The 19,994-nt window shown below is 72.3% G+C and carries 16 protein-coding genes and 1 pseudogene; 8 read left to right on the forward strand and 9 right to left on the reverse strand.

The genetic code is table 11. The annotated features are described in order from the left end of the window. The first annotated feature begins 53 nt into the window (after positions 1-53). Together HJD23_RS07825 and HJD23_RS07830 are read left to right on the forward strand one after the other, a co-directional pair. Positions 54-2,120: a SpoIIE family protein phosphatase gene (locus HJD23_RS07825; protein ID WP_171110319.1), complete on the forward strand. Its 2,067-nt coding sequence runs from the start codon at positions 54-56 to the stop codon at positions 2,118-2,120. 47 nt (positions 2,121-2,167) lie between these two features. Continuing rightward, the gene (locus HJD23_RS07830) at positions 2,168-3,094 is read left to right on the forward strand and encodes a polysaccharide pyruvyl transferase family protein (RefSeq protein ID WP_171110320.1); all 927 of its coding nucleotides are present in this window, start codon (positions 2,168-2,170) and stop codon (positions 3,092-3,094) included. Here the strand turns inward: HJD23_RS07830 and HJD23_RS07835 are convergent. Further along, positions 3,066-3,602, reverse strand: coding sequence for an HAD-IIIA family hydrolase (locus tag HJD23_RS07835; RefSeq protein ID WP_171110321.1), 537 nt, complete (start codon positions 3,600-3,602; stop codon positions 3,066-3,068). The genes HJD23_RS07830 and HJD23_RS07835 overlap by 29 nt on opposite strands. A 109-nt stretch (positions 3,603-3,711) precedes the next feature. Further along, positions 3,712-4,713, reverse strand: coding sequence for a glycosyltransferase (locus HJD23_RS07840; RefSeq protein ID WP_171110322.1), 1,002 nt, complete (start codon positions 4,711-4,713; stop codon positions 3,712-3,714). 222 nt (positions 4,714-4,935) lie between these two features. Here HJD23_RS07840 and HJD23_RS07845 point away from each other — a divergent pair. Both HJD23_RS07845 and HJD23_RS07850 read left to right on the forward strand, forming a co-directional pair. Then, positions 4,936-5,714: pseudogene (locus tag HJD23_RS07845) on the forward strand (polysaccharide deacetylase family protein). A gap of 20 nt (positions 5,715-5,734) precedes the next feature. Beyond that, complete coding sequence (locus HJD23_RS07850; RefSeq protein ID WP_171110323.1) at positions 5,735-6,175, forward strand: SRPBCC family protein; 441 nt, start codon at positions 5,735-5,737, stop codon at positions 6,173-6,175. 25 nt (positions 6,176-6,200) lie between these two features. On the opposite strand, the gene HJD23_RS07855 is transcribed toward HJD23_RS07850, so the two are convergent. The 5 genes from HJD23_RS07855 to HJD23_RS07875 form a co-directional block, all read right to left on the reverse strand. Beyond that, the gene (locus HJD23_RS07855; RefSeq protein ID WP_171110324.1) at positions 6,201-7,355 is read right to left on the reverse strand and encodes an XdhC/CoxI family protein; all 1,155 of its coding nucleotides are present in this window, start codon (positions 7,353-7,355) and stop codon (positions 6,201-6,203) included. 46 nt (positions 7,356-7,401) lie between these two features. Then, complete coding sequence (locus HJD23_RS07860) at positions 7,402-8,859, reverse strand: NCS2 family permease (RefSeq protein ID WP_171110325.1); 1,458 nt, start codon at positions 8,857-8,859, stop codon at positions 7,402-7,404. Between the two features lie 185 nt (positions 8,860-9,044). Continuing rightward, positions 9,045-11,429, reverse strand: a complete 2,385-nt coding sequence (locus tag HJD23_RS07865; protein ID WP_171110326.1) for a molybdopterin cofactor-binding domain-containing protein — start codon at positions 11,427-11,429, stop codon at positions 9,045-9,047. Between the two features lie 2 nt (positions 11,430-11,431). Further along, complete coding sequence (locus HJD23_RS07870; RefSeq protein WP_171110327.1) at positions 11,432-12,001, reverse strand: (2Fe-2S)-binding protein; 570 nt, start codon at positions 11,999-12,001, stop codon at positions 11,432-11,434. Next, entirely contained in the window at positions 12,001-12,891 is an 891-nt protein-coding gene (locus HJD23_RS07875) for a xanthine dehydrogenase family protein subunit M (protein ID WP_171110328.1), read from the reverse strand. The genes HJD23_RS07870 and HJD23_RS07875 overlap by 1 nt, the downstream gene beginning before the upstream one ends. Before the next feature lie 366 nt (positions 12,892-13,257). On the opposite strand from HJD23_RS07875, the gene HJD23_RS07880 reads away from it, so the two are divergent. Both HJD23_RS07880 and HJD23_RS07885 read left to right on the forward strand, forming a co-directional pair. Further along, positions 13,258-14,931, forward strand: a complete 1,674-nt coding sequence (locus tag HJD23_RS07880; protein WP_171110329.1) for a PucR family transcriptional regulator ligand-binding domain-containing protein — start codon at positions 13,258-13,260, stop codon at positions 14,929-14,931. A 143-nt stretch (positions 14,932-15,074) separates the two neighbouring features. Further along, positions 15,075-15,842: a hypothetical protein gene (locus HJD23_RS07885; RefSeq protein ID WP_171110330.1), complete on the forward strand. Its 768-nt coding sequence runs from the start codon at positions 15,075-15,077 to the stop codon at positions 15,840-15,842. A gap of 228 nt (positions 15,843-16,070) precedes the next feature. Here HJD23_RS07885 and HJD23_RS07890 read toward each other — a convergent pair whose 3' ends face one another. Further along, the gene (locus HJD23_RS07890; RefSeq protein ID WP_171110331.1) at positions 16,071-16,886 is read right to left on the reverse strand and encodes a GntR family transcriptional regulator; all 816 of its coding nucleotides are present in this window, start codon (positions 16,884-16,886) and stop codon (positions 16,071-16,073) included. A gap of 168 nt (positions 16,887-17,054) precedes the next feature. On the opposite strand from HJD23_RS07890, the gene HJD23_RS07895 reads away from it, so the two are divergent. Together HJD23_RS07895 and HJD23_RS07900 are read left to right on the forward strand one after the other, a co-directional pair. Further along, positions 17,055-17,939, forward strand: coding sequence for a (2Fe-2S)-binding protein (locus HJD23_RS07895; RefSeq protein WP_171110332.1), 885 nt, complete (start codon positions 17,055-17,057; stop codon positions 17,937-17,939). 296 nt (positions 17,940-18,235) lie between these two features. Beyond that, the gene (locus HJD23_RS07900) at positions 18,236-19,279 is read left to right on the forward strand and encodes a DUF2637 domain-containing protein (protein WP_171110333.1); all 1,044 of its coding nucleotides are present in this window, start codon (positions 18,236-18,238) and stop codon (positions 19,277-19,279) included. Positions 19,280-19,374: 95 nt separating this feature from the next. On the opposite strand, the gene HJD23_RS07905 is transcribed toward HJD23_RS07900, so the two are convergent. Next, positions 19,375-19,869 carry an ATP-binding protein gene (locus HJD23_RS07905; RefSeq protein WP_171110334.1) on the reverse strand — a complete coding sequence of 165 codons (495 nt, stop codon included), beginning with the start codon at positions 19,867-19,869 and terminating at the stop codon, positions 19,375-19,377. Positions 19,870-19,994: the final 125 nt, after the last annotated feature.

The raw sequence follows: 19,994 nt of genomic DNA on the forward strand, positions 1-19,994 counted from the left end.
CATGGAAGAGCACGTCGTCACTTCCGCCGGCCGGTGGAGGAGGAGGATCAGGGATGACAGCCGAATCCTTCCAGCCAGACGGGGACGACTACGACGCCGAGACGCCCCGACCGACCGGCCTGCTGGACGTGCTGAGCGTGGCCGCGGTGGTGGTTGACGCCGACGGGCGCATCGTGTTCTGGACCCCGCAGGCCCAGGAGCTGTTCGGCTACACCGCGGAGGATGCGCTGGGCACGTACGCGGCGCGGCTGTTCGTCCACCCCGAGAACCTGCCGGCCGTGATCAAACTGTTCACGGAGGTGCTGGAGACCGGCCGGAGCTGGGCCGGCACCTTCCCGATCCGGCTCAAGGACGGCAGCACCCGCCTGACGGAGTTCCGCAACATGCGGCTGCTGGACGACCTCGGTGATGTCTACGCTTTGGGCCTCGCCGCCGATCACAACCTGCTCCAGCGTGTCGAGACCGACCTCGCCCTCTGCGAGCGGCTCATCAACCAGTCCCCGATCGGCCTGGCCCTCATGGACCCCGACCTGCGCTACCTGCTGGTCAACCCGGCGCTGGAGCGGATCGACGGGGTGCCCGCCGAGGACCACATCGGCCGGCATCTGCGGGAGACCCTGCATCTGCCCGACATCGACACCATCGAGTCCTGCCTGCGTCAGGTGCTCACCACCGGCACTCCGCTGCTCGACCAGTACCACGTGGGCCGCCCGCCGACCGACCCCGAGCACGAGCACGCCTGGTCCCTGTCGTTCTACCGGCTGGAGGACCCCGGCGGGCGGGTCCTGGGCGCGGCCACCTCCGTCGTCGACGTCACCGAACGGCACCGCGCGGCCGCCGAGGCCGACCGGGCCCGGCGGCGCCTCGCCCTCATCGCCGACGCCTCAACCCGGGTCGGGACCACGCTGGAGGTGGAGCAGACAGCCCGCGAACTGGCCGACATCGCCGCCTCCGAGCTGGCCGACGTGGTCGCCGTGGACGTCCTGGACTCCGCGCTGGCCTGCCGCAGTACCCGCCGGCCGGACAACGGACCCGAGCTGTTCCGCGCCCTCGCCCTCAAGGCGGCTCACCCGACGGTGGCGCTGCGCGCCGCCGACGCGCCCGGGGATGTCGCCGCCTACGAGGGCGACCGCCTGGTCACGCTGTGCGTGCACACCGGCCGGCCGGTTCTGGTACGGCATGTCGGCGAACACGATCTGCCGCGGATCGCCCGGGACGACGAGGCCGGCGCGCTGCTGGCGCAGGCCGGTATCCACTCGTATCTCGCCGTGCCGCTGATCGCGCACGGCGAGGTGCTCGGCGCGCTCGACCTCAAGCGCACCCGCAACCCGCTGCCGTTCGACCAGGACGACGTCGTGCTGGCCAGTGAGCTGGCCAGCCGTGCGGCCGTGGCCATCGACAACGCGCGCTGGTTCCAGAGCGTGCGCAACACCTCCCTGACCCTGCAGCGCAGCCTGCTGCCCGACCACCCGCCGCACCACACCGGCCTGGAGCTCGCCTCCCGCTACCAGCCCGCGCAGGCCACCAGCGAGGTCGGCGGCGACTGGTACGACGTGATCGGCCTGACCGACGACAAGACCGCCCTGGTCGTCGGTGACGTCATGGGCAACGGGATCGACGCCGCCGCCACCATGGGCCGGCTGCGCACGGCGACCGTCGCCTACGCGGACCTCGACCTCGAACCCGGTGCCGTGCTCCAGCACCTCGACAAGATCACCTGCGATCTGGAGCACTACATCGTCACGTGCGTGTACGCCGTGTACGACCCGCGCACCAGACTGTGCCGCATCGCCAACGCGGGCCACATGCCGCCCGCGCTGGCCCGCCCCGGACAGGCACCCGAACTGCTCGACCTGCCCACGGGAGCCCCGCTCGGCATCGGCGGCATCCCCTTCGAGCCGAGCACGGTCGAGCTGGCCCCCGGCGACCTGCTGGTCCTCTACACCGACGGCCTCGTCGAGACCCGCCACCACCCCATCGACGACCGCCTGAACACCCTTCTCACCTTCCTCGACGAACCCCACCGGCCGCTCGAAGAGACCTGCGACCTGCTGCTGTACGGCCTGCGTCACCCGGAAGACCACGACGACGTCGCCCTCCTCGTGGCGCGCGCCTTGTAGGCGGTACGGCGATTGGCCGCCGGGGGCGCAGGGCACCCGTGGGCACCATGGAGGAACCGCGGCGGATCCTGCTCACGGGGTGGTTCAGCTTCCGGGACGGGGAGGCGACCGCCGGGGACGTGCTGGCCCTGCGGCGGGTGGCGGACGTGCTGGAGCGGGCCGGGCTGGCGTACGACGTCGCCTGGAGCCCGGGGTTCCGGCCGGGGGCGCTGCACCTGGAGGGGGTGCGGGCGGAGGCGTACTCCCATCTGGTGTTCGTGTGCGGGCCGGTGCACGGGCCGCAGGTCGAGGAGTTGCACCGGCGGTTCGCGCACTGTGTGCGGATCGCCGTCGGCACCTCCGTCGTCGATCCCGCGGGTCCGGCTGTCGCCGGTTTCCACGAGGTGCTGGCGCGGGACGCCCCGGGGACCGAGCCGCTGGTGGACCTGTCGGCCCGCGCGCCCGCCGTCCCGGCCCGGCCGGTGGTCGGGGTGATCCTCACCCACGGTCAGCACGAGTACGGGGGGCGGCGGCGGCACGCGGAGGTCGCCGGCGCCGTCACCCGGTGGCTGGCCGGGAAGGACTGTGCGCGGCTGGAGCTGGAGACCCGGCTCGACGCGCACGACTGGCGGCTGAGCACGACGCCCGCCCAGCTGTCGTCGGTGCTGGACCGCCTCGACCTCGTCGTCACGGACCGACTGCACGGGCTGGTCCTGGCGTTGCGGGCGGGCACTCCGGCGCTGGCCGTCGACCCGGTCACGGGCGGCGCGAAGGTGACCGCGCAGGCGCGCGCGTGCGGCTGGCCCGCGCTGATCGCGGCCGAACGGCTCGACGTGGGTGAACTGGAACGGTGGTGGCAGTGGTGCCTGACCACCGGCCGCGGCGCCGCCCGGCGAACTCGGGACCGCTTCCGCGACGGCACCGGCGTACGGGACGGCGCGGAGGCACTGACGGCGGCGCTGGGGGTCACGGGGGGCCGGGAACGACGTGTGTGAGCCGGGAGGTGAGCAGCGACCGTACGGCCGTGCCCAGGTCGCCGGCGGTGTGCGCGGTGGTTGCCTGGGGGCGGGCGGTCGTGACGAGGATGCCGTGGGCGCCTGCCCGGCGGGCGGCCTCCATGTGCGCGTCGGTGTCGCCGATCACGGCGCAGTCGGCGGGGGCCGTGCACAGGCGTCCGGCGGCCCAGAGGATCAGGCCCGGCTCGGGTGGGCGGCAGTGGCAGCCGTCGGCGGGGGCGTGCGGGCACACGCCGCGTACGTCGAACGGGCCGAGGAGCTCCTCGACGCGGGCGTCGACCCGGCGCACGTCGGCCTCGGTGAGCCGCCCCTGGGAGACGCCGGGCTGGTGGGTGAGGAAGCCGGTGCGCACACGGTAGAAGCGCAGCAGCGCGAGCGCCGCGTAGGCACCGGCGACGGGGCGGACGCGGTCGGGATCGGCGTTGCCGGGGACGTCCTCGACGAGGATGCCGTCGCGGTCGAGGAGCACGGCACGGATCCGGCTCATGGCGCCACCTCCCGCCCGGCCGATGCGGATCGGGCCACGACGCCACGTCCGGCCGGACCGGCGCGGCTCCGAGTCACGACACCACCTCCGGCCGGACCGGCGCCCCGGCTCACAGCCCCACCTCCCGCCACGCGGGCGCGTCCCGGTGTCGCCACAGGCCGCTCAGCCAGTGCCAGGTGGCCGTCGGCGGAATGAGCACGCTGGTCACCAGCAGGGTGGTCACCTCGTCCCGGGTGCGCGGTCCCGGTGCGATGCGCGCCCAGGCGAACTCGGCGGTGCCCGCCGCCCAGACCGACGCGGCGACGGCGGCGGCCGTACGACGCCCGGCCCCCGCGAGCACGCACGCCGTCGCGCCCGCCGCCGTCACCGCGAGGTGGACGCGGATACGACCGCGCGGCCCGGCCGCCTTGGACCACCACCCGGCGCCGTGCAACCGCAGCATGAGCGCGTCGTCGGCATGCCCGCGCTGGGCGGTCACCGAGGCCCAGCGGCCCACGGGGTGCACGGGGTGCCGTGTGGTGCGCCGCCCCTGCCGGATACCCCACCCGGCGTCGAGCAGCCGCAGGGCCAGATCGACGTCCTCCCGGTGGGCGCACAGGAAGCGTTCGTCGAAGCCGCGGACCTGCTTGAGGGCGTCGGTGCGGTAGGCCATGTCGACGGTGCCCCAGCGGGCCCGCGCGCGGGCCACCGTCTCGCGCTCCCAGTCGGTGGGGCGGCGGCGCCCGGGCAGCGGTACGGCGATCACGCCCTGCACGCCCGCCGTGTCGGGGCTCGCGGCGGCCAGGTCCTGGGTGAGCTGCTCGCACCAGTGCGGGCCGACCTGCACGTCGTCGTCGAGGAAGGCGACCCAGGGCGAGGCGACCGCGCGCAGACCGGTGTTGCGGGCGGCGGCGGGTCCGCGGCCGCCGCCGTGCAGCACGGTCGTACGGTCCCGCAGATCGCCGAGGACGCTCAGAGGGTGCTCCAGCGGGCCCGGATCCGGGACGGGCCGGTCGTCGACCAGGACGATCTCGCTCGGCTGGGGGCCGGTCGCGGCGGCCAGCGCGGCGAGGCAGTCGGCGAGGGTGTCACCGACGAGCGTGGGGATCACCACGGCGTAGGCGGTGGTCATGTGTGCCCGGGTGCCAGAGTGCGGCCGCCTCAAACCCTCGGGAAGCCCACAGGACCACTATAAACCCCATCTATACACGCAGTGTATAGTCTCCGCATGCCTCTCCGACCAGGACTCCGGCGCAGAACCACAACGCCCTCGCCGATCAAGTCATCCAAGCCGTCCAAGCCGTCCAAGAAGACGGAAGGACGGCGCACCGCGTTCCGTGCCGCCGCGACCTCGCTGGCGGCCCTCTCCCTGCCACTCGCCCTGACCGGCTGCACAAGCCTCGACACCACCGCCCCCAGCGCGGTCCGCGCCCAGGCCGCGTCCGGCGAGAAGGCCGCCGCCCTCGGCAGCGTCGCCTGCCGGCGCGTGAGCGGAGCGAAGTCGGAGCGAGTGGGGGTGCCCCCGTGCCCGAAGGGCTACGGGGGAGCATCGCGCTCACCTTCGACGCGGGACCCAGCGAGAACTCCCCGCGCCTGCTCGACATCCTGAAGGAGAAGCAGGTCCCGGCGACCTTCTTCCTGCTCGGCAAGCGGCACATCGAGAAGTACCCGGAGCTGGTCCGGCGGATGGCCGACGAGGGCCACGAGATAGCCAGCCACACCTGGGACCACAAGATCCTCACCCGGCTGGAGCCGGACGAGATCCGCGAGGAACTCCAGCGCCCCAACGAGGAGATCGAGCGCCTCACGGGCCGTCGCCCCACCCTCATGCGCCCGCCCCAGGGCCGTACGAACGACACCGTGCACGAGATCTGCCGCGAACTCGGTCTCGCCGAGGTCCTGTGGAGCGTCACCGCCAAGGACTACACGACCAACGACTCCGCACTGATCCGGCAGCGCGTCCTCGACCAGGCTGGCCGGGACGGCATCATCCTGCTGCACGACATCTACCAGGGGACCGTGCCTGCCGTGCCCGGCATCATCGACGCGCTGAAGGAGCGCGGGTACGTGTTCGTGACGGTCCCTCAGCTGCTGGCACCGGGGAAGGCGGAACCTGGCGAGGTCTACAGGTAGTGCGCCCCTAAGATCGCCCCGTGGCCACCTTCCTCCTCGAACGCACGGCTCCCCTCCCCCCGCCCGAGGCCTGGCGCCGGCTCACGGACTGGCCCCGGCACGGTGACGTCGTCCCGCTGACCCGCGTCACCGTGCTCACCCCCGCGCCGACCCACGAGGGCACGGTGTTCGTGGCCCGCTCCGGCCTCGGTCCGCTGGCCTTCGACGACCGGATGGAGGTCACCGTCTGGCGGCCGCCGACCGACGACGCCCCCGGCCGGTGCCGTCTGGAGAAGCGCGGCCGGGTCGTGCGCGGCTGGGCGGAGATCGAGGTCCGCCCGGGTCCGGGCGGCCGTGCCCATGTGGTCTGGCACGAGGAACTCCGCGTACGCCTGCTGCCGCCCTTCCTCGACGGCGCCCTGGAACGCGCGGCCCGCTTGGTGTTCGGCCGGGCGGCGAACCGCCTCCTCCGGGGACGGTGACCCGGCTCCCCCCGAGGAGCCCGGTTCAGGCCACCGACCCGATCCGCCCCGCCGGTGCCGACGGCGTGTCGTGGTGGATCGGGGTGTGCGCACCGGTCAGCGAAGCCCCGCTGCCGCCCCGCCGGTTGGCCACGATCTCGGCGGCGATGGACAGCGCCGTCTCCTCCGGCGTACGGGCGCCCAGGTCCAGGCCGATGGGCGAGCGCAGGCGGGCCAGCTCCAGGTCGGTGACGCCGACCTCGCGCAGCCGCCGGTTGCGGTCGAGGTGGGTGTGGCGGGAGCCCATGGCGCCGACGTACGCCACCGGCAGCCGCAGCGCCAGCTTCAGCAGGGGTACGTCGAACTTGGCGTCGTGGGTGAGCACGCACAGGACCGTGCGGGCGTCGACGTCGGTGCGCTCCAGGTACTCGTGGGGCCACTCGACGACGATCTCGTCGGCCTCGGGGAAGCGGGCCCGCGTCGCGAAGACGGGGCGGGCGTCGCACACCGTGACGTGGTAGCCGAGGAACGTGCCGACGCGGACCAGTGCCGACGCGAAGTCGATCGCGCCGAAGACGATCAGGCGGGGGGCGGGGACCGACGACTCGACCAGCACTGTGAGCGGCGCTCCGCACCGGGAGCCCTGCTCTCCGATCTCCAGGGTGCCGGTGCGGCCTGCGTCCAGGAAGGCGCCCGCCTCGGCCGCGACGGTGCGGTCCAGTTCGGGATGGGCGCCGAAGCCGCCGTCGTACGACCCGTCGGGGCGGACCAGCAGCGCGCCGCCGTTCGTCAGTTCGGCCGGGCCGGAGACGATCCGGGCCACCGCGGCGGGCTCGCGCCGGGACGCGGCGGCCACCGCGGACGCCACCACCGGCCGGCCGGGGTCGCCCGCCCGGACCGGGGTGACCAGGATGTCGATGGTTCCGCCGCAGGTCAGTCCCACCGCGAAGGCATCGTCGTCGCTGTAGCCGAAGCGCTCCAGGACCGGCTCTCCGTCCTGCAACGCCTGTTGGCACAGCTCGTACACCGCGCCCTCCACACAGCCGCCGGAGACCGAGCCGATGGCCGTGCCGTCGGCGTCCACCGCGAGGGCGGCGCCGGGCTGGCGCGGGGCGCTGCCGCTCACGGCCACCACGGTGGCCACGGCGAAGTCGCGTCCCTGCTCGACCCACCGGTGCAGCTCGTCGGCGATGTCCAGCATCTCTCGGTCTCCTTAAGCAGCGGTTGTGTGAAGGGCAGCCGGGCGCCTAGTGGACGCCCATCCAGCTCTCGATGGGGTTGAGCGCGAAGAACACGACGAAGATCACCGACAGCGCCCACATGAAGGCACCGACCTCCCGAGCCTTGCCCTGCGCGATCCTGATGGCGACGTACGAGATGACGCCGGCGGCGACTCCCGCGGTGATCGAGTACGTGAACGGCATGATCACGACGGTCAGGAAGACCGGGATCGCGGTGGCGCGGTCGGACCAGTCCACGTGCCGGGCGTTCATCATCATCATGGCGCCGATCACCACCAGGGCGGCGGCCGCGACCTCGCCCGGCACGATCGCCGTCAGCGGCGTGAAGAACAGGCAGGCCGCGAAGAACAGCCCGGTGACCACCGACGACAGGCCGGTCCGGGCACCCTCGCCGACGCCGGTCGCCGACTCCACGAACACGGTCTGGCCGGAGGCGCCGGAGACGCCGCCGATCGCGCCGCCCGCGCCGTCGATGAACAGCGCCTTGGACAGGCCCGGCATCCGGCCCCGGTCGTCCGCCAGCTTGGCCTCGGTGCCGACGCCGATGATGGTCGCCATCGCGTCGAAGAAACCGGCGAGCACCAGCGTGAAGACGATCATGCCGACGGTCATCGCGCCGACCTCGCCCCAGCCGCCGAACTCGACGTTGCCGAAGATCGAGAAGTCGGGCATCGAGACCGCGCTCCCGTTGAGTTCCGGAGCGCCGCCGGCCCACTGCTTCGGGTCGATGACGTCGAGGGCGTTGAGGATCAGGGCGAGGATCGTGCCGCCGACGATGCCGATCAGGATGGCGCCGGGGATGCGGCGCGCCTGGAGCATGAAGATGGCGAGGAGGGTCACGGCGAAGAGCAGCACCGGCCAGCCGGCCAGCTCGCCCGCCGGTCCAAGGGTGACGGGAGTGCCCTCGCCCTGGTGCACGAAACCGGCCTTGTAGAAGCCGATCAGCGCCACGAACAGGCCGATGCCCATGGTGATCGCGTGCTTCAGCGCGAACGGGATCGCATTCATGATCAGTTCACGCAGGCCGGTGACGACCAGCAGCATGATGACCACGCCGTACATCACGCACATGCCCATCGCCTGGGCCCAGGTCATCTGGGGAGCGACCTGGGAGGCGAGGACGCCGGAGACGGACAGGCCCGCGGCGAGCGCGAGGGGCACCTTGCCGACGAAACCCATCAGCAGCGTGGTGAGGGCCGCCGCCAACGCGGTCGCCGTGATCAGGGCCTGCTGGCCGAGCGTGTTCCCGGCCGCGTCCTTGCCGGACAGGATCAGGGGGTTGAGCAGGAGGATGTACGCCATCGCCATGAAGGTGGTGACGCCGCCGCGCACCTCACGCGCGACCGTGGATCCTCGGTGGGATATGTGGAAGTACCGGTCGAGCCACGACCTGCCGGCGGGGAGGCGGGTTCCTTCACCCGCGTCTTCGGCAGTGGTCGTGGGCTCCAGTGACTGCTGGGTCATGTGGGCCTACTCCCAAGGTTCACAGGGGCACCCGTATGGGGAACCGCAAGTGCGGCTACGGGATTTGGGAAGGTGCTTCGGCCGCACGACCCGGGGGACGGCCCGAGACGAACGATCTGGTTTTACTCCGGGCGGCGCGGAGTGTGTGACGTTCCGTGCGCCGCCCGGAGCGACTTGCGGGTTCCTTACGCCGTGCCGGTGAGGTGTTCCGGTCGTACGGGCGTCCGGTTCAGCTCCAGCCCGGTCGCGTTCCGGATCGCCGCGAGGACGGCCGGGGTCGACGACAGGGTGGGGGCCTCGCCGATGCCGCGCAGCCCGTAGGGGGCGTGGTCGTCGGCGAGTTCGAGCACGTCGACGGGGATGGTCGGCGTGTCGAGGATCGTGGGGATCAGATAGTCCGTGAAGGAGGGGTTCTTCACCTTCGCGGTCTTCGGGTCGACGACGATCTCCTCCATGACCGCCACACCGAGACCCTGGGTCGTACCGCCCTGGATCTGGCCGATGACGGACAGCGGGTTGAGCGCCTTGCCGACGTCCTGGGCGCAGGCCAGCTCGATCACCTTGACCAGGCCGAGCTCGGTGTCGACCTCGACGACGGCGCGGTGCGCGGCGAAGGAGTACTGGACGTGGCCGTTGCCCTGGCCGGTGCGCAGGTCGAAGGCCTCGGTCGGCCGGTGCCGCCACTCCTCCTCGACCTCGACGGCCTCGTTCTCCAGCACGTCCACCAGGTCGGCCAGCACCTCGCCGCCGTCGGTGACGACCTTGCCGCCCTCCAGCAGCAGCTCGGCCGTCGCCCAGGCCGGGTGGTAGGAGCCGAACTTGCGGCGCCCGATCTCCAGCACCTGCTCCCGGACCAGCTCACAGGCGTTCTTGACGGCGCCACCGGTGACGTACGTCTGCCGCGAGGCCGACGTCGAACCGGCGCTGCCCACCTGGGTGTCGGCCGGGTGGATGGTCACCTGCGCGACGCCCAGCTCGGTGCGGGTGATCTGCGCGTGGACGGTGACACCGCCCTGGCCGACCTCCGCCATGGCCGTGTGGACCGTGGCCACGGGCTCTCCGCCGACGACCTCCATACGGACGCGCGCGGTCGAGTAGTCGTCGAAGCCCTCGGAGAAGCCGACGTTCTTGATGCCGACCGCGTAGCCCACACCGCGTACGACGCCTTCACCGTGCGTGGTGTTGGACAGGCCGCCCGGCAGCTGCCGTACGTCCGCGCCCTCGCTGCTCTCCCACTGGCGCTCCGGCGGCATCGGCATCGCCTTGACGCGGCGCAGCAGTTCGGCGACCGGCGCCGGGGAGTCGACCGGCTGCCCGGTCGGCATGATCGTCCCCTGCTCCATGGCGTTCAGCTGCCGGAACTCCACCGGGTCCATGCCGAGCTTCTTCGCCAGCTTGTCCATCTGCGCCTCGTAGGCGAAGCACGCCTGGACCGCGCCGAAGCCGCGCATGGCGCCGCAGGGCGGGTTGTTGGTGTAGAGGGCGAAGGCCTCGATGTCCACGTCGTCGACCACGTACGGGCCGACGCTCAGCGACGCGGCGTTGCCGACGACCGCCGGGGAGGCGGAGGCGTAGGCGCCGCCGTCCAGGACGATCCGGCACTTCAGGTGCGTGAGCTTGCCGTCCTTGGTGGCGCCGTGCTCGTAGTACAGCTTGGCCGGGTGGCGGTGGACGTGCCCGAAGAAGGACTCGAACCGGTTGTAGACGATCTTCACGGGCTTGCCGGTGCGCAGCGCCAGCAGGCAGGCGTGGATCTGCATCGACAGGTCCTCACGACCGCCGAACGCGCCGCCGACACCGGCCAGCGTCATCCGCACCTTCTCCTCGGGCAGGCCGAGCACGGGCGCGATCTGGCGCAGGTCGGAGTGCAGCCACTGGGTGGCGATGTAGAGGTGGACGCCACCGTCCTCCTCCGGCACCGCGAGACCCGACTCGGGGCCGAGGAAGGCCTGGTCCTGCATGCCGAAGGTGTACTCGCCCTCGACGATCACGTCGGCGCGCCTGCGGGCCTCGTCCACGTCGCCGCGGACGATCGGCTGGCGGTGCACGATGTTCGGGTGCGGGACGTGACCGAAGTGGTGGTCGTCGCGGTTGTCGTGGACGAGGACCGCGTCCGGCGCGGTCGCGGAGGCCTCGTCGGTGATGACCGGCAGTTCCCGGTAGTCGACCTTGATCTTGGCGGCCGCGCGGCGGGCGGTCTCCGGGTGGTCTGCGGCGACGATCGCCACCGGCTCACCGTGGTGACGCACCTTGCCGTGCGCGAGGACCGGGGTGTCCTGGATCTCCAGACCGTAGTTCTTCACCTCGGTCGGCAGGTCGTCGTAGGTCATGACCGCGTAGACGCCCGGCAGGGCGAGGGCCTCGCTCGTGTCGATGGACACGATCTCGGCGTGGGCGACCGTCGATCTGAGGATCTGGCCCCAGAGCATGTCCTCGTGCCACATGTCGGACGAGTACGCGAACTCGCCGGTGACCTTCAGGGTGCCGTCCGGGCGGAGCGTGGACTCGCCGATGCCGCCCTTGGTCCGGGTGCCCTGGGTGATCTTCGTAGGAGCGCCGTTGGCCGGCATGGTCAGACCCCCTCGGACTGACGGGCGGCCGCCAGGCGGACCGCGTCCATGATCTTCTCGTAGCCGGTGCAGCGGCACAGGTTGCCCGACAGCGCCTCGCGGATGTCCGCGTCGGTCGGGTTCGGGTTGTGCTCCAGCATCTCGTCGGCGGCGACCAGCAGTCCCGGCGTGCAGAAGCCGCACTGCACGGCGCCGGCGTCGATGAACGCCTGCTGGATCGGGGACAGCTCACTGCCCTCGCCGGTCTGCGAGTCGGTGCCCTTGGCCTGCCATCCCTTGGCCTCGTCGAGCGAGGTCCCACAGGAGTCACCGCAGGACCGCTGCTTGGCGTAGTCCGCGAGCCCTTCGACGGTGACGACCTCGCGACCCTCCACCTGACCCGCCGCCACCAGGCACGAACAGACGGGCACCCCGTCCAGCCGAACCGTGCACGACCCGCACTCGCCCTGCTCGCAGGCGTTCTTGGAGCCCGGAAGCCCGAGCCGCTCGCGCAGCACGTAGAGCAGGGACTCGCCCTCCCAGACGTCGTCGGCTTCCTGCGGACGACCGTTGACAGTGAAGTTGACGCGCATCACGCAGCTCCCTCGGTGGTGCGGCGGGCGCCGCGGTACGACTCCCAGGTCCAGGTCAGCGTGCGGCGGGCCATGACGCCCACCGCGTGGCGGCGGTAGCTCGCCGTCCCCCGGACGTCGTCGATCGGGTTGCAGGCGGCGGAGCACAGCTGCGCGAACTGCTTGGCGACCGACGGGGTGATGATCTTTCCGTTGTCCCAGAAGCCGCCCTCCTCCAGGGCGGCGTTCAGGAATTCCTCCGCGGCCTTGGCCCGGACGGGCGTCGGGGCGGCCGAACCGATCCCCGTCCGCACGGTCCGCGTCTGCGGGTGCAGCGCGAGGCCGAAGGCGCACACGGCGATGACCATGGCGTTGCGCGTGCCGACCTTCGAGTACTGCTGCGGCCCGTCCGCCTTCTTGATGTGCACGGCGCGGATCAGCTCGTCCGGCGCGAGCGCGTTGCGCTTGACGCCGGTGTAGAACGCGTCGATCGGGATGCGCCGGGAGCCCCGTACGGACTCCACCTCGACCTCGGCGCCGGCGGCGAGGAGGGCGGGGTGGGCGTCACCGGCCGGGGAGGCGGTGCCGAGGTTGCCGCCGACGCCGCCGCGGTTGCGGATCTGCGGGGAGGCGACGGTGTGCGAGGCGAGCGCCAGGCCCGGCAGCTCGGCACGCAGGTGCTCCATGATGCTGGAGTACGGGACGGAGGCCCCCAGCCGCACGGAGTCCTCGCCGATCTCCCACTCGGAGAGATCGCCGATGCGGTTGAGGTCCATGAGGTACTCGGGCCGGCGGTGGTCGAAGTTGATCTCGACCATCACATCGGTGCCACCCGCAATCGGCACAGCGGTGGGGTGCTCGGCCTTCGCGGCGAGCGCCTCCTCCCAGCTGGCGGGGCGAAGGAAGTCCATGACCGGCTCTCTTCTTCGTCTCGTGAGTCGTACAGATTGAGCCAATCCGTGTGCGGCGGGCCCGGCTCGTTCATGTGCTGTTAACGCGGATTGACGTCAGTACACAGCGCCGTCCTCCAACGGGGTCAGTCACCGAAACCATGAAGGAGTTGGCTGGCCAGGGCAGTCATCTTGTAGATTCGTATGAACGGAGGTCATCAGTAACCTCCTGGTTTTCCTGGGGAAACGTCCGGCACAGCCCGCGTGACCTGGGACACAGCACGGGAGACGGCAAGCACCGCTCAACCGGCCACCGCACGGGCCACTCACCCACGGACCCGTCAAGATCCATCGTAGTTTTCGAGACAAAGAACGGCGGCGACGAGAATGCGGCTGCGCGCACTGCTGGACACCGACGCGCTGGGCCTCAAGCTGCTCGGCGGCGAGGACGAGCTGGACCGCACCGTGCGGGGCGTGATGACCACCGACCTGCGGGACCCCAGCCGCTACCTCGCCGGCGGTGAGCTGGTGCTGACGGGCCTGGCCTGGCGCCGGGACGCGGCCGACTCCGAGCCTTTCGTACGGATCCTGGTGCAGGCCGGGGTGGTGGCCCTCGCGGCCGGTGAGGCGGAACTGGGCGACGTACCGGACGACCTGGTCGTGGCGTGCGCCCGCCACCGCCTGCCCCTCTTCGCGGTGCACGAGTCGGTGGCCTTCGCGACGATCACCGAGCACGTCGTACGACAGGTCTCCGGCGAGCGCGCGGGCGACCTCGCGGCCGTCGTCGACCGACACCGCCGCATGATGACGTCGGGCCCGGCGGGCGGCGGCCCGGACGTCGTACTCGACCTCCTCGGCTCGGACCTGGACCTGCGCGCCTGGGTCCTCTCCCCCACCGGCCGCCTCATCGCCGGCCCCAAGATCGGCGGCCCGGCGCTGCCCGCCGAGGCCTGCGCGAAGCTGGCGGCCGAACACCTGGCGGCCGCCCGCACGGGCCGCCGCGGCCCGCACCGCCTGATCCTCGGCACCACGACGTACTCCCTCTTCCCCATCCGCAGCAGCGGCCGCTCCCCGCAGGCCTCCCGGGACGTCCGCGAGACGGTCCTGTCCGACTGGCTGCTGGCCGTGGAGGCGGACGCCGGTGACTGGGCGGAGGAACGCCTGGACCTGCTGCACGGCGTCACCCAGCTGATCGCGGTCGAACGCGACCGCCGCGACGCGGCCCGCACGGTCCGCCGCCGACTGGCCCAGGAGATCCTGGAACTCGTCCAGACGGGCGCCGCCCCCGCCGAGATCGCGGCCCGCCTGCGCGTCGCCGCCCCGGTCCTGCTGCCCGGCCTCGGCGCGGCACCCCACTGGCAGGTGGTCGTGGCCCGCGTCGAGTGGGACGACGCCGAGATCGAGGCGGGCCCGGTGGCCCAGTCACTCCTCGAGGAGATCCTGGTCGACCCACTGGCCACCGGCCCCGAACCCTCCGACCGCATCGCCGTGGCCCACACCGGCGACGAGGCGATCGCCCTGGTCCCCCTCCCGGCCGTCTCGACGGAACACGACGGCTCGGAAACAGGCGTCCTCGCGGACGCACTCCTCACCTCGATCCAAACCCCCCTCTCCTCGGGCCTGGACGACGACGGCCGCGTCACGCTCGGCGTCAGCGCGGCGGTCCACTCGGCGGAGGGCCTGCGCGGCGCTCTGGAGGAGGCCCGCCACGCCCGCCGGGTGGCGGCGGCCCGCCCCGGCCGCGTCTGCGCGGCGGGCCACCAGGAACTCGCCTCCCACGTCCTGCTCCTCCCCTTCGTCCCCGACGACGTACGCCGAGCCTTCACCGCCCGCCTCCTGGACCCCCTGCGCGACTACGACCGCCGCCACCGCGCCGAGCTGATCCCCACCCTCGAAGCGTTCCTCGAATGCGACGGCTCCTGGACCCGCTGCGCCTCGCGCCTCCACCTGCACGTCAACACGCTGCGGTACCGGGTGGGCCGGATCGAGCAGTTGACGAGCCGCGACCTGTCACGCCTGGAGGACAAGCTGGACTTCTTCCTGGCCCTGCGCATGAGCTGAAACCCAACGGGCCGCGGAGTCCCACGACTTTGTGAAATCCTTCACCCGCCCCCTTGGCCGGGCAGCCGAATTGGTGCTGGAATGCGGCCACCACTCAACAGCTCAATGGCGTGCTCGGGGAGGGCAACGTGGCGCATACCGCCATGTCTGGTACCGGAACGACCGCAGACGACGATCCCCTCCAGACCGCGGTATGGCGGCTGCGCTCACGGGCCTGCTGGGCCGACGCGGCGGCCCTGCTGACCCCGACCACACCGGCGGCGGCCCTGCAACGCGCCGCGCTGCTGGTCGAACGCTGCCTGTACACCGAGCAGGGCTGGGAGGACGCCGAGGACGCCCTGCGCACGGCCGAGGCAATGGCCCACACCGACGAGGAACGGGGAGCGGCCGCCTGCGAACGCGGCCAACTCGCCTACGCGGCCACCCTGCACACGGTCCGCGACCGCGCCGACGAGGCCCGGGCGGCCCTTGGCCGGGCGGCGGCCCTGATCCCTCCCGGCGCCCCCGGCCGCCCCCTCCTGGACTTCCGCCGAGGCCTGCTCGCCGAGAACCTGGCCCGCTCCCCGCAGGCCGCCCTGGCCGCCTACCGCCGCGCCCACGCGGGCGCCACCGCCCACGACAACGCCCTCCTCCTCTCCTTCACCTGGCGCCACCTCGCCGGACTGGCCCTCAGGGAAGGCGAGTTGACCGAGGCCCGCCACGGCTTCGCGGAATCCCTCCGCATCCGCGAGGAGCTGGGCTACCTGGTCGGCACGGCCCCCGCTCTGGCCTCCCTGGCAGACACAGCACCCGAACCGGAGGCCTCCCGCCTACGAGAGGAGGCCCGCCGCCTCTACCGCCTCCTGGGCGGCGTCCCCACGTGGCTCGCAGCCCAACTGGCACCCCCGACACCGGGAGCGGCGACGGCGTAGAGCCCACACGTCACGCACCCCAGCGGCACGACTGACCGCACGGGAGGGCCCACGTACCCGCAGTCGCCCACGGCGGGAAGGGGCCGTGTCGGGGGGTGTCCGCCCGCAGCGGTTGGCGCGTCAACACGGGCGAGTTGGCAAGAGACCGAGTCGCGCCGCTCCGAGGACGGACACCCCCCGGCGCGGCCCCGACGCACCCCGCACCGGAGGCGCTACAGCAAGCCCCACTCAGCCGAGCAGGCCACCGCAGGCGCCGAAGTGCCCCTCCACCACACCCCGCACCGCATCCAGATCCCGCACCACCAGCGCATCCAGCAACGCCCCATGCTCAGCCGCATCGGCCACCAGCTCCGCACGCCCACCCGAAGCCGCCACCAACGGCCACTGCACCCGCCGGTGCACATCATCGGCGATCCGCACCAACTGCGAGTTCCCCGCAAGCCCCAGCACAGCCCGGTGAAAGGCGCGATCGGCCTCCGCATACGTCGCCCGGCACCCGGAAGACGCCGCCCGCACCGTCGCCTCCGCCAACGGCCGCAACTCCACCCACCGCTCCACGGCCACCGTACGAGCCAGCCGCAGAATGACCGGCACCTCGATCAGCCCCCGCACCTCCGCCAGTTCGGCCAGCTCACGAGCATCCCGCTGAACGACCCGAAACCCCCGGTTGGGCACGACCTCGACCGCCCCCTCCAAGGCCAGCTGCTGCATGGCCTCCCGCACCGGCGTCGCCGACACCCCGAACCGCTCCGCCAGCACCGGCGCCGAGTACACCTCCCCCGGTCGCAGCTCCCCCCTCACCAGCGCCGCACGCAACGCGTCAAGGATCTGCCCCCGCACGGACGCCCGCTGCACCACCGCCCGAACCGGCGGCTCACTGTGCGTGTGCTCCCCCCGCACACCCCCACCGGCACCCCCGACACCGCCACCTCCAGCGGCAGCGCCCCGCTCCCGCCCCCGTTCCCCCTCCACAACCCCAGGCTGCACCGGCACCCGCACCTGCGGCACCCCCACCTCGGCGGAGCCCTGCGCGCGCTGCTTCAAGGGGTCCTCCTCCGGACGTATCAGTACTTGGCGTCATTACGGCGGCTTGTTACTCATCCGTCAAGCACCTTAGGCGCAGAAGCCCCCAGTTCAAATCCACCCCACTTCGGCTAAGGTAAGCCTTACCTTCAAACGGCCCGATACCGTCTCCGATTGGGTGGTCCCCGTATGCCCGCGCCCGCCTCGGCCACAGCAGACGCGTACGCCCGCCTCACGGAGGCCATCCCCAGCCTCGGCATCACAGAACTGCACCCCACCGAGCCCTTCCCCACCGGGCCCGGATGGATCACCAGCGCCGCCCTCGCCGCAGCCGGCACCCCGGGCAGCACCGCAGGTGGCCCCGCAGACAGCACCGCCCTCGACGCCTTCCTCGCCCACGACGACGCCCAGGTCGTCCACGACTACGGCCGGCGCGCCCGCCCCGACGTGATCGCCAGCTTCGGCCTGCACCGCTACGCCTGGCCGGCCTGCCTCCTGATCACCGTCCCGTGGTTCCTCGACCGCCGCGTCCCCCGCTACCCCGTGACGCATGTCTCGTACGACCGCGCCGCCCCCGGCCTGGCCATGGGCCGCCTGGCGGTCCGCCCGCACGGCTTCGCCTGCCTCCCCGGCGACCCGGCCGCGAGCCTCCCGGGCGCCAGGGTGGTCCCGGACGAGGAGGCCCTGCGGGCCGAGGTGCGCGCGGCGGTCGCCGAGCACCTCGAACCGGTCCTCGCCGCCTTCGGCCCTCGAATGCGCCGCCGCGGCCGCGCCCTGTGGGGCATGGCGACCGACGAGATCGTCGAGGGCCTGTGGTACGTCGCCCACCTACTCGGCGAGCAGGACCGCGCGCGCCACGAGCTGGAGCTGCTGCTGCCGGGCGCGACCAAGCCGTACGCCGGCTCGGCCGCCTTCCGCGAGCTGAAGGGCCCCAACGGCGAGACGCTGCCCACCCGGGACCGGGCGAGCTGCTGCATGTTCTACACCCTCCGCCCGGAGGACACCTGCGCCACCTGCCCGCGCACCTGCGACGCGGACCGCGTCACCAAACTGCTCGCGACCAGCGCCGGTTGACACCCCTCAGCACAGACCCCACAACCACCCCACCCGCACGGACCACACCGGCACCGACGCTACCCTGTTTCACACCCTCCTCACATGCCGCGGGAACTTTCCGCGGAACCACCGGTACGGGTAGTCTTATTCGAACTCAACTCCCGCCCCTCAAGCGGCAGTTCGAGCAGAACGCCGCCCTGGGCATCCCCTTGCACTTCATTGGCGGCCTCTTGCCCCGAAATCCCCTGAGGGCAGGCGGGTTTGGGCCACCATGGCGGGCGTTACGCCCTATCCCAATGCAAGGGAAACCCCAGATGAGACTGACCGACATATCGCTGAACTGGCTGCTACCGTGCGCCGTACTGCTCGCGGGCATGCTGACGGCGGTTGCGGTACTCCAGCGCGGCAAGCGTTCCGCGGGGAAGGACACGAGCGCGGACGACTCGTGGGAGCGCATGGAGGAGCGCCGCAGACGCAAGGAGGCCATCTACGGCACCGCCTCCTATGTGCTGCTGTTCTGCTGTGCCGCGGTCGCCGCGGCCCTCTCCTTCAAGGGCCTCGTCGGCTTCGGCCAGCAGAACCTCGGCCTCTCCGGCGGCTGGGAGTATCTGGTGCCGTTCGGCCTGGACGGCGCGGCGATGTTCTGCTCCGTGCTCGCGGTCCGCGAGGCCAGCCACGGCGACGCGGCGCTCGGCTCCCGGATACTGGTGTGGACGTTCGCGGGCGCGGCGGCCTGGTTCAACTGGGTGCACGCCCCTCGTGGGTTGGGCCACGACGGCGCCCCCCACTTCTTCGCGGGCATGTCCCTGTCGGCGGCGGTCCTCTTCGACCGCGCCCTGAAGCAGACCCGCCGGGCCGCGCTGCGCGAGCAGGGCCTGATTCCGCGCCCGCTGCCGCAGATCCGCATCGTCCGCTGGCTGCGGGCGCCGCGTGAGACGTACAAGGCCTGGTCGCTGATGCTCCTGGAAGGCGTCCGCACCCTCGACGAGGCGGTCGACGAGGTGCGCGAGGACAAGCGGCAGAAGGAAGAGGCCCGGCTGCGGCGGCGCGAGCAGCAGCGGCTGGAGCGCGCGCAGCTCAAGGCGATCAGCCGGGGCCACGGGCGCGGCTTCGTGGGCCGGGGCGGCGGACGGCACGTCGAGCTGCCCACCGTGGAGCAGGGCGAGCGCGTCACCGCGGAGCCTGCCATATCCACGCCGGAGCCACTGCCCGTCCGCGCGCGGCCCTCACTTCAGCCCGTACGCAGCGGCACTGAGCCGCTCACCGTCGACCTCACCGCGGAGGACGACACCATGGCCCTCCCGCGTCTCGACTCCCTTGAGCGCAAGCTGAAGGACCTTGAGCAGCAGTTCGGCTAGTGCCGGGCAACACGGAAGGGGACGGGGGTGCGGTCCGACGCGGGCCGCACCCCGTACCGTTCACGGGCCGCACCCCGTGCCGTTCAGGCGGCGCCTCAGGCGGCGTCAGCGTCCGAGTCCGCGCCGAGTTCGAACCACACCGACTTCCCCACCCCGTGCGGCCGTACGCCCCACGCGTCCGCGAGGGACTCCACCAGCACCAGCCCCCTGCCGTGCGTGTTGTCGTCGGCGTTCGCCACCCGCAGTCGCGGCGGGCGGGCCACGAAGTCCCGTACCTCCACCCGCAGTCCACGGGGTCCGACGGTGGCCGTCAGGACGGCGTCGTCGTCGGTGTGGACGATCGCGTTGGTGACGAGTTCGCTGGTGAGCAGTTCCGCGATCTCCGCCCGGCCGGGTTGTCCCCACTGCCGTAGCAGGTCGCGCAGCTCTCTGCGGGCCTCCGGGACCGCCCTCAGGTCCGCCCGCCCGAGTCTGCGCCTCAGTTGCGGCGCCTGTGCCCGGTCCGTGGCGCCGTCGGCCTCTTCCGCCACCGTCCCTGCCGAGAAGGCCCCGAACGCCGCGGGGCCGCCCCCTCGTACCTGCCTCTTCATGTCCCCCGCCCGCGTGCCGATGTTGGTTCCCCTCCTGCTCGAACACGTTCACGGGGATCCTTGCCCGATGGGCACCGGGGCAGTCATGTGGAATTGTCAACGACCAGGTGTTCGGCCACGGCCGC

The sequence above is a fragment of the Streptomyces sp. Z423-1 genome (assembly GCF_013009255.1).
In the GTDB taxonomy this organism is placed as follows: Bacteria; Actinomycetota; Actinomycetes; order Streptomycetales; family Streptomycetaceae; genus Streptomyces; species Streptomyces gossypiisoli.

Coding starts and splice junctions, on each gene's coding strand:
- HJD23_RS07825 (WP_171110319.1), top strand. CDS start 54: ATGACAGCCGAATCCTTCCAGCCAGACGGGGACGACTACGACGCCGAG.
- HJD23_RS07830 (WP_171110320.1), top strand. CDS start 2,168: ATGGAGGAACCGCGGCGGATCCTGCTCACGGGGTGGTTCAGCTTCCGG.
- HJD23_RS07835 (WP_171110321.1), bottom strand. CDS start 3,602: ATGAGCCGGATCCGTGCCGTGCTCCTCGACCGCGACGGCATCCTCGTC.
- HJD23_RS07840 (WP_171110322.1), bottom strand. CDS start 4,713: ATGACCACCGCCTACGCCGTGGTGATCCCCACGCTCGTCGGTGACACC.
- HJD23_RS07855 (WP_171110324.1), bottom strand. CDS start 7,355: ATGCTGGACATCGCCGACGAGCTGCACCGGTGGGTCGAGCAGGGACGC.
- HJD23_RS07860 (WP_171110325.1), bottom strand. CDS start 8,859: ATGACCCAGCAGTCACTGGAGCCCACGACCACTGCCGAAGACGCGGGT.
- HJD23_RS07865 (WP_171110326.1), bottom strand. CDS start 11,429: ATGCCGGCCAACGGCGCTCCTACGAAGATCACCCAGGGCACCCGGACC.
- HJD23_RS07870 (WP_171110327.1), bottom strand. CDS start 12,001: ATGCGCGTCAACTTCACTGTCAACGGTCGTCCGCAGGAAGCCGACGAC.
- HJD23_RS07875 (WP_171110328.1), bottom strand. CDS start 12,891: ATGGACTTCCTTCGCCCCGCCAGCTGGGAGGAGGCGCTCGCCGCGAAG.
- HJD23_RS07880 (WP_171110329.1), top strand. CDS start 13,258: ATGCGGCTGCGCGCACTGCTGGACACCGACGCGCTGGGCCTCAAGCTG.
- HJD23_RS07885 (WP_171110330.1), top strand. CDS start 15,075: ATGTCTGGTACCGGAACGACCGCAGACGACGATCCCCTCCAGACCGCG.
- HJD23_RS07895 (WP_171110332.1), top strand. CDS start 17,055: ATGCCCGCGCCCGCCTCGGCCACAGCAGACGCGTACGCCCGCCTCACG.
- HJD23_RS07900 (WP_171110333.1), top strand. CDS start 18,236: ATGAGACTGACCGACATATCGCTGAACTGGCTGCTACCGTGCGCCGTA.
- HJD23_RS07905 (WP_171110334.1), bottom strand. CDS start 19,869: ATGAAGAGGCAGGTACGAGGGGGCGGCCCCGCGGCGTTCGGGGCCTTC.